Source organism: Clostridium sp. TW13 (assembly GCF_024345225.1).
Lineage (GTDB): Bacteria > Bacillota > Clostridia > Clostridiales > Clostridiaceae > Inconstantimicrobium > Inconstantimicrobium mannanitabidum.
Map to the genome: position 1 here is coordinate 1,690,630 of NZ_BROD01000001.1, position 13,215 is coordinate 1,703,844.

15 protein-coding genes are annotated in these 13,215 nt (G+C 29.4%); 2 read left to right on the top strand and 13 right to left on the bottom strand.

Annotation, left to right across the window (positions count from 1 at the left end; genetic code table 11):
- Positions 1–99: 99 nt before the first annotated feature.
- The 6 genes from OCU47_RS08255 to OCU47_RS08280 all read right to left on the bottom strand — a co-directional run bounded on the left by OCU47_RS08255 (position 100) and on the right by OCU47_RS08280 (position 4,787).
- Positions 100–825 (bottom strand): nucleotidyltransferase domain-containing protein, encoded by a 726-nt coding sequence (locus OCU47_RS08255; RefSeq protein ID WP_261828123.1) that lies wholly within the window; start codon positions 823–825, stop codon positions 100–102.
- A 529-nt stretch (positions 826–1,354) separates the two neighbouring features.
- Positions 1,355–2,410 carry a hypothetical protein gene (locus OCU47_RS08260; protein ID WP_261828124.1) on the bottom strand — a complete coding sequence of 352 codons (1,056 nt, stop codon included), beginning with the start codon at positions 2,408–2,410 and terminating at the stop codon, positions 1,355–1,357.
- 291 nt (positions 2,411–2,701) lie between these two features.
- On the bottom strand, positions 2,702–3,370 hold the full coding sequence (locus tag OCU47_RS08265; RefSeq protein WP_261828125.1) for a nucleotidyltransferase domain-containing protein: 669 nt from the start codon (positions 3,368–3,370) through the stop codon (positions 2,702–2,704).
- Positions 3,371–3,488: 118 nt separating this feature from the next.
- Positions 3,489–3,731 carry a flavodoxin family protein gene (locus OCU47_RS08270; protein WP_261828126.1) on the bottom strand — a complete coding sequence of 81 codons (243 nt, stop codon included), beginning with the start codon at positions 3,729–3,731 and terminating at the stop codon, positions 3,489–3,491.
- 57 nt (positions 3,732–3,788) lie between these two features.
- Positions 3,789–4,055, bottom strand: coding sequence for a DUF3781 domain-containing protein (locus OCU47_RS08275; RefSeq protein ID WP_376778031.1), 267 nt, complete (start codon positions 4,053–4,055; stop codon positions 3,789–3,791).
- 474 nt (positions 4,056–4,529) lie between these two features.
- Complete coding sequence (locus OCU47_RS08280; protein ID WP_261828127.1) at positions 4,530–4,787, bottom strand: zinc ribbon domain-containing protein; 258 nt, start codon at positions 4,785–4,787, stop codon at positions 4,530–4,532.
- Positions 4,788–5,176: 389 nt separating this feature from the next.
- Between OCU47_RS08280 and OCU47_RS08285 the strand changes: the two genes are divergently transcribed.
- Entirely contained in the window at positions 5,177–5,488 is a 312-nt protein-coding gene (locus tag OCU47_RS08285) for a hypothetical protein (protein ID WP_261828128.1), read from the top strand.
- A 43-nt stretch (positions 5,489–5,531) separates the two neighbouring features.
- A complete protein-coding gene (locus tag OCU47_RS08290; protein WP_261828129.1) occupies positions 5,532–5,849 on the top strand; it encodes a hypothetical protein in 318 nt (105 codons plus the stop codon).
- Positions 5,850–5,975: 126 nt separating this feature from the next.
- Here the strand turns inward: OCU47_RS08290 and OCU47_RS08295 are convergent, their stop codons facing one another.
- The 7 genes from OCU47_RS08295 to OCU47_RS08325 form a co-directional block, all read right to left on the bottom strand.
- Positions 5,976–6,836, bottom strand: a complete 861-nt coding sequence (locus tag OCU47_RS08295; protein ID WP_261828130.1) for a GNAT family N-acetyltransferase — start codon at positions 6,834–6,836, stop codon at positions 5,976–5,978.
- Between the two features lie 162 nt (positions 6,837–6,998).
- Positions 6,999–7,721 carry a zinc dependent phospholipase C family protein gene (locus tag OCU47_RS08300; RefSeq protein WP_261828131.1) on the bottom strand — a complete coding sequence of 241 codons (723 nt, stop codon included), beginning with the start codon at positions 7,719–7,721 and terminating at the stop codon, positions 6,999–7,001.
- Between the two features lie 83 nt (positions 7,722–7,804).
- A complete protein-coding gene (locus tag OCU47_RS08305) occupies positions 7,805–8,251 on the bottom strand; it encodes an HIT family protein (protein ID WP_261828132.1) in 447 nt (148 codons plus the stop codon).
- Between the two features lie 31 nt (positions 8,252–8,282).
- Positions 8,283–9,104: a hypothetical protein gene (locus OCU47_RS08310; RefSeq protein WP_261828133.1), complete on the bottom strand. Its 822-nt coding sequence runs from the start codon at positions 9,102–9,104 to the stop codon at positions 8,283–8,285.
- Positions 9,105–9,217: 113 nt separating this feature from the next.
- A complete protein-coding gene (locus OCU47_RS08315) occupies positions 9,218–10,105 on the bottom strand; it encodes an alpha/beta fold hydrolase (protein ID WP_261828134.1) in 888 nt (295 codons plus the stop codon).
- 436 nt (positions 10,106–10,541) lie between these two features.
- The gene (locus tag OCU47_RS08320) at positions 10,542–11,552 is read right to left on the bottom strand and encodes a GNAT family N-acetyltransferase family protein (RefSeq protein WP_261828135.1); all 1,011 of its coding nucleotides are present in this window, start codon (positions 11,550–11,552) and stop codon (positions 10,542–10,544) included.
- Between the two features lie 372 nt (positions 11,553–11,924).
- Positions 11,925–13,154: a cytoplasmic protein gene (locus tag OCU47_RS08325; protein WP_261828136.1), complete on the bottom strand. Its 1,230-nt coding sequence runs from the start codon at positions 13,152–13,154 to the stop codon at positions 11,925–11,927.
- Between the last annotated feature and the right edge of the window lie 61 nt (positions 13,155–13,215).

Here is a 13,215-nt window from a genome sequence, read left to right on the forward strand (position 1 = left end):
ACTACTTATCGTTAAAATTGATTTCTTTACCATATTAATGTTCCCCAAAAATGAAATAAGTTAGCTTTAACAATAGAATAAGTAAGATATAACACTTTGTTATATCTTATTTATTCTAAATATTATAGCATCGCCCTCTAGAATTCCTCCATATTGCTTAAATATATAGTCAATTAAGTTTTTTGCCGCTTTGCGTTTTATTTGCAATGAACATACAGGATTTAAAAGAGTTTCGATATGTTTATAACCGTCAAAATATTGGGACTTCAAATAACTAATGGTTTTCTTTCTTGTTTGAAACCATAGATGATTGATTTCGGTTAACATTGGAATTGCGCTTGTAATTAATATCGAAACGAGATAATTAAACACGATCTGATCGTCAGTATCCAATAAATCTAAATATATTTCAGTTAAATCCGACCGTTTTTTTGTTCGGTATCCTTCTTCTTCCCACCTTACGTTTACTGGTGGTCCTTCTTCAAGAATCTTTTTTGCATCCACAATTAATTGTTCAGTTATTGAAATCTTATCGAACAAGACAATTCCTTCCACTAACGCAAAAAGTATAGGTATTTCCTTTGCTTCAATACATTTTTTTTGTAAAAATTCCAAAGACTCTTCAACGAATTCCACAGTAATGCCGTTCCGTACCACATGTCTTTTTTGAAGGTGATTTTCATTGACTATTGCCAACAGGTCTATATCGCTATTAGCACTTTCCTCGTGCCTTGAAACCGAGCCATATAATATTAACGCTGAAACATTATTATCTTTATACAAATCTTGAGCTATTTCTTTTACTAATTCCTGATGATTTATCATTATATCCCCCTCCATTATGTAAGTTTTATTGTTTCACATTTTTAATCTTAAGTTCATAATATCCTACAAGGCTGTATGTATCATCTTTTTAGAGTATATACAATCTATAAGTAAATTATAACATAACTTATACATGTTGGAAGTGAAACAACTTTTTAATAACATTATATTGCAATTAGTACAAAGAATATAATATATCACTAATATTGTGCATAGTGAGGATTAAAACTAGTATAAAAGTAACTTTTACCTTCTCCTATTGTAGTAGTTAATGCACTCTACAATATTGATAATTTTCGGTGGATTTGTTCCATAAAAGAGTTTACTGCATAGTTGTTTACGATCCAAGCTTATTCACTAGGCACAATGGGAATGCTAGTCAGAATTTACTGATATATTTATAGTAATTGCCATACGAAAGTCTTTAAAAATAAATAAGTTGTAAGTAAACCCATAAACAACTATTGCTACCTGAGCATTATACTGTCCTTCACGTAGCGTCCATTTAGAATTTGTTAACCCCAATAGGTTACTTCATTATTTCTGAATAATGAGATATTAAAACCATCCTGAAGGTTAAATCATTCCATTGTCTATTTTTTATTCGCCAATTCTCCTCTAGTGCTAAACCACCATATGGTCCCCAAACCTTAAAGCTGCTTAAGTTTTTGGGGTTCACTGAAAGTTTTAAAATACCATTACTCATTAAAGCTTCCGCCTTCATTAAAGTAAGTTCACTTTGAAGCTTATCCACATATGGAAATACACCGCATTTTGCAAGGAGTTCCATCCTTTCAAACCATTTTTGTGATACATCATTATTATTAAATGAAGGAATAAATGGTTGATTTATAAACGCCTCTGAAGGTGCCACTAATTGAGATTTATATTTTGTATATATATCATTATCCACTAAGGGAAGTATTTCGATAAGTTTATTTATTGAATCAGCTAGTTTTTGAATATTTCTATGGGTCCTCCAAGACTTCGTATATGCAAGTGTTCTCAAATGGTATATGCATGGCCACTTTATTCCATCTCTAAAACATAACTTACCTTTATATACAGTTAACAAATCATCAATACTGTCAATATTTAATACTGATATAAAAGAATCAAATGCCAGCTTAATATTATTTGATATATCAACCTTATCCTCATAACCTGCATGAGCAATTATAGTGGTAATATATAGTCTATGCCCAATACATGGGTATACATATTCATCTACAAGTTTTCCTTTTGTCCGATAACATAAGTCCGTTATGTCTCTATTTGAGAATGAAGAAATGGCACGTTCAATAATTGGATTATCTTTTTGGATACCTTTTTCTATTAAGTACTTCAGTCCGCCTTCTTGATTAAGCATACCAGGGGCATGTGCATTTGAGCCATGAAATCCATTCCCAATCCAACCATCAGCCTTTTGTACTGATATAATTTCTTTTACATTCTTTTCACTTAAGATTTGCTTTTGCAATTCAATTTTCTCATCATGAGTAATATTGTTTAAAACTTCTGATTTTAACCGATATTTTATCGAGTTGCAAGCATTCTCAAGTAAATATACAATTGTATCTTCCATTCTCTAATCCTCTCCATCAAAGTTTGTTCCAACTGCAACCTTTAACATTTTATTTATATTTATTGTTATGACACAATAATTTACCATTATAGTTCAATTATAATATATTTTATAAACATCTAATTATTCAATTTTCAAAGAACATCTTTCTCATTACTTTTACTGTTAAAGTAATGCTTAATAATCTCTTAGAATTGAGTATTAAAAAAATCGCAAATCCAATCTCTTGAATAAACGATTTTACAATTTAGTCTTTAATTTTATTAATTAATCATTAAAGAATATTCCGTCTTAAAATTCTTTGAAAAGATTATTAAAAAGAACTTCTATTTGGGAATCCACTTTATATTCTTTGCAAAATTTATTAAAAATACTTTTAATATCATCTTCAAAGTTATTGTTAAAACTTAAATTAGTAATATTCAATGAAATAATATTCTCTTTAATTTCTTCTAGTAAATCATATGCACTGTCAGTTTTATTAGATAGATACTTTATAGTTCCTCTATGCAATAACCTTAATGCCTTATACCATTCTGGTCTAGTAGGTATGTAACTAGATTCTACTTGTTTTCTTATAATTTCTTTATTATCAATGATAAAGTTTGTATCATATTTCAAAAGAACTCTACTGTTTATCAAATCTTCTTGTGAAATTGTCTTTCTTATATCTAAATCTACAGCAGTCGTATCTTGATAAACCAAGATTATAATACCTTTGGGATTTTCGGTAAAGTTCGTCATTACTGGAGTACCATAAAGTGTAATTATTTCATCAACTTTAGTGCAATCTAAATCACCTAAAATTATTAAATCAATATCTGAGAATTTTGTTGCTGTACCTTTTGCTAAAGAACCTTTCAAAATCATTGAAAATCCATTATCTTTACAAAATTCATAGACGTATTCAATATAAGTTTTATAATTTGGTGAAGGATAATTTATATCAAAGTCAAACATAATAAATTCCTTTCTAAAATTAGTAAATGTTTCATCATAATTTACTATTCTACATTTATCATAGCATATTTTGTAAAAACCATATTGTTCAAATTTCAAAGAGCATTTTTATAACTTACTACGTCAAATATACACATTGCGAAGTATAACAACTTCTAATTATCCTATTAATATCATCATGCTGAATACATTTTGAAGTATTATGATAGGTTCTACATCCTTTACAAAAACTAATATCAAAATCATCAATACATATACTTCTTACATCATATCTTACTTTCAAACAATCAATGACTATATTTACTATTTCACCAGTTGCTCCATTTCTCACTGGACTACAATTCATTACTAATACTTTCACACTATTCACCACTACAGATTACTATTTATTGGTATAATATTTCATTAGAATTTCAATCTATTCTTTTATCTTATGAGCGGTAATAATAGTATAACTATATGCATTAACTGTTATTTCACAATTATCTATGTGTACATACCAATTCTTTCCTCTTCTAACTATTATGGCATTGGATTTTAGTATTTTGTCCATGCACCATTTTACTACATCGTCCACATCTAAAAAAAGATTCTTTTTAATTCGTCCAATTCCCAACTCAGTTGTATGCAACTTATCTAAGTTCTGTATAAATCCGCATTTATCATCATTCATTTTTGTTACCATGTATTCCCCTCACAAAATTACTATTTATATTACTCAACCTTTAATGATAATTTACCTTTTGGTTAATTATAGCATATTTTGTAAATGTCACACTATTCAATTTTCAAAGACCTTATCCATTAATTACTGCGTCAAATCTACACATATGGTATTAATTTAGTATTAACATATTCAAAACCAAGTTTTTTATATCTTATATAATTATTTACATAATAGCATTAGTGTTTTTATTAAAACAATCTCATATTTAACTCATAAAAAAATGAGTCACCTAAAAACAGATTAGGTAGCTCATTCTATGTTAAAGCATTTTTCTTTGGTTACTTTTTAAAATTAAGCTAGTAGTTTAGAATTGAGTAATAAAAAAATCGTAAATTCAATCTCTTGAAAAATACGATTTTATAATTTGTTATTTATTTTTATTAATTCTTAATATAGAAAAATATTATTTATTAAATTTCACTTGAATTATACTTATATCCAACGCTTAAGAGTTGGTAATAAGGCTGTCATTTCTTTTCTTGCCTCATCTTCTCCTATGGTTCTTCCTAAAATAGGTACAATTGTTTCAACCATTTCTTCCATAGATATGTTGGGATCAATAAATTTTCCGTCCTTATAACAATTTGTACAGTAAATACTTTTACTTCCGTCTTGTTCTATTGCTATGAAATGTGCATGCTCTTTGTTAAACGGCAACCCACAACTTTGACACATTTTTATTTCTGTCATTCTTATCATTCCTTTCGTATAATGACATATGGTTACTTAATCAACAGTTCATCTTGTGATTACTACTCTACTTTAATTATAACATATTCAAAAAATACTATACTATTTAATTTTCAAAAGTACAATCTGACTGCTTTTAACTTTTCACTTGAAAATACATATAACGTTCAAAATGTATCCTGGAAAATTAACGTTTATATACTTCTTTTTTATGAATAGCAACATTAAATACAATCTATTCATTTTAATTTTACAATACTTTCAACTGAACTAAAGTAAATTCTTTTCATTGAAGCACCATAATAAAATTTGAATATTTAATTTAAAGTTTCACATAATAAAATCGTTCATACTTATTGCTTAAACTAAAATCTTAAGGTGGTCGTATTATGAAAAAGTTTTTACTAACATTCTTAATTTTAATATTTTTTTTATTTAATTTAACAACTTGTACATTTGCTGCTAATGTTTTTAAAGAAGGCATTTACAAAGCTGCTGATTTTAACTTTTCATCTGAAAATACATATAGTGTTCAAAATGTATCTCCGAAAGATAGTGTTTATGTACTTCTTTTTGATGAAAACCAACTGCAAATGCAGGCTATACGCTTAGGACCAAAATCAGGAAAATATAATTTGTTACCACTTAAGTCTGATTACAGAATTGCGATAGTTGGTAATGGAGATGTATTTATTGATTAGATAGAGAAATTTATATTAATAATTTGGAGGATGATTTTATATCATGAAAAAAAATATTGCACTAACATTAATTTTAGTATGTTTATTCTTTAATTCTATTGCATTAATTCCTGCATTTGCAACAACTTCATTTAAAGAAGGTGTTTATCAATTATCTAACCTCAATGTTACACCAAAAAATCGTTATACTATTCAAAATATATCACCTGATAGTGGTGTTTATGTGGCAATTTTTGATGAAGAGCAACGACAAATACAATCTATTCATTTATCCCCTAAATCAGAGAATTATAGCTTGATTCCTCTTGAACCTACCTATAGAATTGTGATTGTTGGAAAAGGTGAAGTGATTATTGCTTAAAGAGAATTATACAATTGAACAGCTTGGTAAAAGGCATTAAATTTTCAAGTATAAATAACCACCTCTACAATCTAGAGCTCTGCAAGCATAAATGATATACTCATAATCTCCATACTAGTTTTGATATTAGATATTCATGGTTTTTGGGGGCTGAATACATTTGTAAGCGAATTCCGCTATGTACAGCTCTCTAAAACCTAGACTATCATATAATTCCCTAGCATTATTTCCAATAACACACCATAATACCACTTCTTTATAACCTCGATTATATATTTCATTGCATAAATACATCACAAATTTTTTTCCTATACCTTGTTCTTGTAAATCTGTTCTCACTGATACGCTACCCATTTCATTTCCTTCTAAATGTCCATGTGCAGCAATTTCATCATTTTCTTCGTATGTAAAACGATTGGCTGTATCTGCACTCCACGCTTCACGATTTCTTTCACTTGGCTGCTCAACTATAGAATCTGGGAAATCACCTACTTTGATGCGCATTTCATGAAAAGCCTGTGCATACAAAGCATGACTTTTTGGGTAGTCTTCATCAATATATAACCTTACAGGTAACTCACCAATTGCAAATTTTCCTTGTGTGTGTTTCATATAAGCACTTGAAAAATTCCTTTCATAGCCCAACTTCCTTGCGAACTTTTTGGACATCTCATTATCAGCATGAAAATTTGTGATGATTTTGCTTGTTTCTTTACACAGTTTATTTTCATAATACTGAACCACAGATTTCCCTATTCCTTTTCGTCTATATTGTGTTGCCGCAAATACGATTAAGCAAGATACTTTTTTTCCTGGTATTATTAGTGCTACTGCAACAATTTCCCTTTCTATATACACAACAGCCAGTGTTTCTGGTTGATTATGTAATGCCCATAAAAAGTTTTCATTTGTTTTCATATCTTTAAGTAACATTTCTCGTACCACAGCATACTCATTTTCACTTATTTGTTTATATATAAGTTTCATTTTTTTTTCTCTCCCAATCATTTATCTTAGTATTATATATAATTCGAATTATAAATGATTTTAATTTTAAAAATTAGCTATCCTTTTTAGGATAAGAGTTTAACAACTCATTTTGAACCCGTGGTAATAGCAATGATATAAAAATATCTATGCAACTAATAATTATCTATAATTTACTGGCACCTTATCACTAATCAATTTATATATTAAACTACTTGTTTTTTCCACGAATTCTTTAAATTCATGTTCTGAAAAAAATATATATTCATCTCTTTGTTGCTTTACATCAAGATTATCTTTGGCAATGATAATTTTTCTAGCTATAGCACCTTTGGGCAGATAATCTAAATAATCAGGAAAATCAGTTATTCTATTTAAAATAGTATTATATTTTGAATTAGGATTAGCCTTTAAATAATTAAATTCCTGTACATAGATATCATTAAAGATATTCTGCTTTCCAAACACTTTTTTTAAAGTATCAGAATCCTCAGAATAACCTCTAATTTCTCTATATAAGTTCTCCTTGCTTTTCACTCTATTAAATATATTTTTAACACGCTCATCATCTCTTACAAATTTTTGAAACTCAACATCAGTAATTAGGTGAGAATAATATCCTAATAGGAATGAAATATGTTCATTAGAATCAAATTCCTTATCTTTGATATATTCATCAAAAAAACTTTCGTAATCTGCTGTCAGTTTACTTTTCCCATTCATCCAATGTGTAACTTCTCTTGGTGGCGTAAATTCACTCCAATCTTCATTTTCAACATTGCAATCTGGTGCAATATTTCCTACAGCAAAACCTCTTTCATCCAAGTTAATGCCTTTTTTAAATAGATTGTCTACTATCATCATATGAGTAATCCAAGTTGCCATAATTTATTTCTCCTTTAAATTTTAATTATTTATTTTATTGTTTATATATAATCTGATCTACAAATTAGAATTTATCGTTCTGTTTAAAGCAATTTCTCTAACTCTGTTCTTAAACTCTTTTTCATTTCTTCCAGTTCTTCATCAGACGGTATATACTTCTCACTGTACATTTCCTCTTTTGATAATTTCCAAACAGGTCCAGGATTTGGTGTATCTCCTGCACGTCTTGGGAACAAGTGCCAATGCATATGCACTCCGTCTCCTTGGCCTAATAGCTCATAATTTAATTTATCAGGCTTAAATGCATTGTATGTAGCCTCAGCCACTAATGACATTTCATTTAAGAACTTCTCTCTAAAATCCTTCTCTAAAAAATGTATTTCAGTAGCGTGTACCTTACATAAAAATAAAGTATATCCTTTAAAACGTTGATAATCCCCTAATACGACATAACCAGTTGCTAATTCCTTAACAAAATATCTGTTTTTCCCTTCAAGCGTTTCTTGAATTCTATCACATACTCCACACATACATATCTCCCCTTCAAATTAAAATTTGTTCTTATGACACAGTATTTATTTCTTCAATAAATGAATATACTTTTTCTGACCAATCCCAAACATCCTTACAATTATTATTTATATAATATGTTCTATCTGTTAAATCATATGGAATAATTTCTTCAACTATTTTTTGATATTCTTCTGGAATTATAATAGCATTTACATAATCAGCAATGACTACTTCATCTTTTACCTTTATAGGTAAAAAACCATCATGAATTGCATTAGGATGTTTTTCTAATTTTTCATATTCAAAATAAAATCTTATCCCAGGCGTTAAATTAATTCCCATATCTTCATCAGTTGGAGGTCTGTCCATTTTTCTTTCCATAACCAACCTATCACCTGCCTGACAATTTCCCCATGTAAACATCACATAATGGAAAAAATCCGCTGGGTCATTTGCAGCATTCCTAGGTTCTTTAGCCAGTATTTCAGCAGGCAATCTTCTTGCATTTACAGCTGATAATAATTTTCCACACTCAAATATTTTTATTGCATTTTCTAATGGTGATGTGTGGCATATAAATTGTGTCATACATCCTTTTCTATACCTACACGCAGTACATTCTGTAATCTTTTTTGGTTTATTGGGATTTGAATATTTTTCTGGTTCTAATAATGCTTTATTTATTTTTTCTATAATATCATCACTATCGGATATTATTTCAGTTTTTCTCCCATTAAATTTCTCATAATTTATAAAATCAATTATATTTTTCATTTCCCAGTCGGTTATATTAGGATAATTAGATAACCTCTTATATAGGACGCCATCCCATAATTCAGTACAATCGTGATTACATATATTTATTTTCATTCACAATATTACCTCGTTAAATCACTATTTATATTACTCAATCTTAAATTTGAATTTGCGATAATAAACAATCTATTTTCTGTGAGCATAGTAAATATCTTTCGTCCTTAACATTAATGACACGTATCTTTTATCTGACTAGCAATAGCTTCCACTATGCATTGCCATGTACCCTTAGGCATGTCATGCCCCATTCCTTCGATTAAAAGTAATTTAGAATTAGGTATTGTGCGTGCAGTATCTTTTCCTGCTTCAACTGGAAATAATGGATCTTCAGTTCCGTGGATTACTAGAGTTGGAATTGTTAATAATGAAAGGTATTGTCTCCTATCCCCATTAGCAACTATCGCTGCATTTTGGCGTATAGATCCTAGTGGATAATAAGAACGATCATAGCTTTCTTCACAATACCACCTTCCGCGTTCTTCTTCAAAAGGAAATCCCTTACTCCAAATATTTTTCCACATACGTAAAGTATATTCAATATATGCATCCCGCTCAGCTGGAGGTGTTGCTGTAACAATCGCCAATGTTTCTGGTGATATTTGAGGATTATTCGGATTACCTGTGGATGACATAATAGAAATTAAACTACATATACGGGAAGGATGCCTATAGGCAAAAACCTGAGCAATCATCCCTCCCATAGAAGCACCACAGATATGAGCTTTCTTTATTTCCAATGCATCTAGCAAACCAGCCACATCATCAGCCATATCTTCCAATGTATATGCTGTCTTAATTGGTTTTCCATCTTGTGCTGCTTGGTATATGCTTTTCATATCAGGAATACCAGCTGAATCGAATTTTGTAGACAATCCCGCATCGCGGTTATCAAAGCGTATAACTTGTATATTATCCTTTGCAAGCATTTCACAAAAATCTGGTTCCCAAAAGTTTAACTGAGCACCATTTCCTGCAATAAGTACTATTGTAGGATTCGTCTTTTCCCCAAAAACTTCATATTCAATTTGTATGCCATTTGCCTTTATGTGTGCCATAACATATATCCCCCTTAGTATTTTTATATTTATACCTTCTTAATCATGAACACATCACTAAAATCTACATAAATTACTATTTATTTCACTTTGGAAAATTAATTATTTCTTCTATTATAACATATTTTGTAAAAGCAATAACTCATATAGTTGATATTATTTTGTGATTTTTGTATTATTAAATTCTAAAATTTTGAAGAAGATATTGATAAGCACCAACTTACAACTATACAGTCTTTTATTAAAAGCATTTTCATTTCAATATCAGCTAATCTATTTTTATATAGCAAAAAGACTGTAAGAAAGCACTAGCCTTATTACAGTCTAAAATTCTAATTATTTCGCACACTAAAATAATCTGCTTAATTATAGTACTTTATATATATAAAGTACTATAATTAAACTAAATAAGATAAAAATCAGTTAAATGGATTGGCTACAACTGGTTAACACTAGGGTTGTTAAAGTTTGCCCATGCTAAGTTACTGTCAATGCATCTAGCCATTCTGTAAGCTATTGGTTTAAATCCGCACTTGGGCCAAAATGTTGAGGAAGCAAGGTTGGCTATTCTCCAATCTGCTACTATACTGTTATACCCTTTTTCTTTCATAATCCTATAGCCTTCGTTCATCAATTTTTTGCCAACCCCATTTCCCATTTGGGAATAGTAAGTGCCAGCAACACTCAACTCTACCCCATTATCAGGTACCATTAAATCAGGAGCAATAGGCCAATATGCTTGAAATCCTAACCCCCTCAATTCTTTTTCTGCAATAAAGATCATTGCGTCATCATCCTCTACCGCACACTTATATCCGTTTTTTATATCTGTTAATACTTCAGGTAAAGCAGGCGCAAAGCAAGGTGATGAATTTTGATATGATTGGATTATAGTGTACATATTCCCCATTGTTTCACTATCCATTCTATTAGCAACCCTAATCTTTGCATCAGATACATTTTCAAAAGGCTTGTATTCCTCTATGTTCATTACCCCATGTACTTGCTCAATAAAAAAGCTTAATTTTATGAAGGCATCATAGTATACCTGGTTTCCAAGAGGTACTATAGTATAATGCATAAAGCATCCTTGTTCAAGCCATAAAATAGCAACCTTCGCATAGAGATTTCTTATAAGCTCAGAGGATTGATCTGATCTGATTGCAATTCCTTCATATGGGATCCATACATGCCTGCCTCGTCTATTATCAATCTTTATCTCTCCAATTATATATCCTGCTAGTTTACCATTATCAAATGCTCCTATACCAATAACTTTACTACTAGTAAACAATTTTTCAAGTGAATCTGTGATATATGTTGTATTAAGGCAACTGTTCCTTAGTAAGGCAAGCTCTTCACTCTCAAGGGTTTGCCTATCTATTAGCAAATCAACCATTTCAGATATATCATCAATAGTAATTAATCTGAATTCATATTCGCTCATTTTTACCTCCAAATCGAATTTGTATTTTATTACATATTTTAGCACAACAAATTACTATTAACTATGCAAAAAACAATTCCTTATTGTTTTTTATCACATAAGATTGGAATGCAAACATACACCAAAGTAGATATTGGTTTGTAGAGGAAAGTATAGAATATATGCTCCAAAAGCACTTTTAGATTTCATTATTCTTATTAATAAAAATAGCCTTAGGCAAGTTATATAAACACCTAAGACTATAAATCTCATTTACTTGTGGCACGGTTCACCGTACTGTAAGTAAAAAAGATTAGATTTTCGTTCAAAAACTAGGCTAAAAGCTATTCCCTATTCGGGTCAATTTTAATTTTAAATCAACATTTTAAAGTTCTATATTTCTCTGAAATAATTATCTATAATATCTCTAATTGCATCATATCCAAAGGTAAAGCTATCATATTCAACTAATAACTTTACAAATAAATCTTGAACTTCATCATCCTTATAACGAGATAAAAATAATATACACTCTTCCCAAAGTCCATTAAACATATCAGAATTTAAAATAGAAAAGCTCAAAGTTCTAGCTCTTTCTTCATTATGAACTCTTAAATTATAAAATATTTCTTTTAACTCATCACAATTATCTATACTTCTATACCTTAATAAAGCTTTAATTTTCTCCTCAGAAATATCCTCTGCAATATTAGATAAAGCATAATACTCATAATTTGGAAACTTAACTTTAGGCTTACCAATATTTATAGGTTTATAACATTTATCTTCTAAATAAACCTCTTCATATACTAAATCTTCTTTTATATCTCTTTTTTTATCATAAAATTTTATAATTTCTTCAGAAGCTTTAATATCAGAATACTTCACATTATTTACACCATAATTTATTCCGCTTTCTTTTGTATTATAATTTTCATATGGAAATACATTCATTATTGTTAAACATTTAATAGATTTTCCTTCTAAATAAGAGGCAGTTGCTTTATGATGTCCATCAATCAATAATCCCAATGCTCCTCTAAAATCTATTGCAAGTCCGTATAAAACCTCGTTGTTCCTTATTTTTCTTCTATAATATTCTACTCTGTCATTATTATAAATATTAGTCCCTTGTGAAGGTAATAAAAACTTTGGTTCTGTAACAATAGTCCCATATTCCCAATGATAAAAATAAGCACTTGCTGCAATATGATTGGCGCTATTATCTAATCTCCAAAAGAAGTTATCATCTCCATCTGTAGGATAAAACTCCATTTCCTTTAATACATAGTACCCATCATCTAATAAGCTTAGTATAGATTTAATTTTCTCAAATCCATCTTCTAGTCCATGAATACTATTTATGTTATCAAGAATTTTTATAATCTCCACATCAACTTCTTCTCTACCCTCTGCCAATGCAATCATTGTTGCACAAGTTGGACAATATTCCGAAGTGTATAGTATAAGTGGAATGTCATTTAAGTAATATGCTATTTTTATATTGTTATTTATGTCTTTTACATACTTCATTTTAAGCTTGCTTTGTCCATTAGTGATTTTAAATAATATATCTGATTTACATAGAATGTCTATCTTTTCTACTGTAGGTTTTATTATCATACTATTCCCCCTATAATTTCTTCACCTGATTCTAAACTTTATACTCTTAATAATCAAAATA

Coding starts and splice junctions, on each gene's coding strand:
- OCU47_RS08255 (WP_261828123.1), bottom strand. CDS start 825: ATGATAAATCATCAGGAATTAGTAAAAGAAATAGCTCAAGATTTGTAT.
- OCU47_RS08260 (WP_261828124.1), bottom strand. CDS start 2,410: ATGGAAGATACAATTGTATATTTACTTGAGAATGCTTGCAACTCGATA.
- OCU47_RS08265 (WP_261828125.1), bottom strand. CDS start 3,370: ATGTTTGACTTTGATATAAATTATCCTTCACCAAATTATAAAACTTAT.
- OCU47_RS08275 (WP_376778031.1), bottom strand. CDS start 4,055: ATGGTAACAAAAATGAATGATGATAAATGCGGATTTATACAGAACTTA.
- OCU47_RS08280 (WP_261828127.1), bottom strand. CDS start 4,787: ATGACAGAAATAAAAATGTGTCAAAGTTGTGGGTTGCCGTTTAACAAA.
- OCU47_RS08285 (WP_261828128.1), top strand. CDS start 5,177: ATGAAAAAGTTTTTACTAACATTCTTAATTTTAATATTTTTTTTATTT.
- OCU47_RS08290 (WP_261828129.1), top strand. CDS start 5,532: ATGAAAAAAAATATTGCACTAACATTAATTTTAGTATGTTTATTCTTT.
- OCU47_RS08295 (WP_261828130.1), bottom strand. CDS start 6,836: ATGAAACTTATATATAAACAAATAAGTGAAAATGAGTATGCTGTGGTA.
- OCU47_RS08300 (WP_261828131.1), bottom strand. CDS start 7,721: ATGGCAACTTGGATTACTCATATGATGATAGTAGACAATCTATTTAAA.
- OCU47_RS08305 (WP_261828132.1), bottom strand. CDS start 8,251: ATGTGTGGAGTATGTGATAGAATTCAAGAAACGCTTGAAGGGAAAAAC.
- OCU47_RS08310 (WP_261828133.1), bottom strand. CDS start 9,104: ATGAAAATAAATATATGTAATCACGATTGTACTGAATTATGGGATGGC.
- OCU47_RS08315 (WP_261828134.1), bottom strand. CDS start 10,105: ATGGCACACATAAAGGCAAATGGCATACAAATTGAATATGAAGTTTTT.
- OCU47_RS08320 (WP_261828135.1), bottom strand. CDS start 11,552: ATGAGCGAATATGAATTCAGATTAATTACTATTGATGATATATCTGAA.
- OCU47_RS08325 (WP_261828136.1), bottom strand. CDS start 13,154: ATGATAATAAAACCTACAGTAGAAAAGATAGACATTCTATGTAAATCA.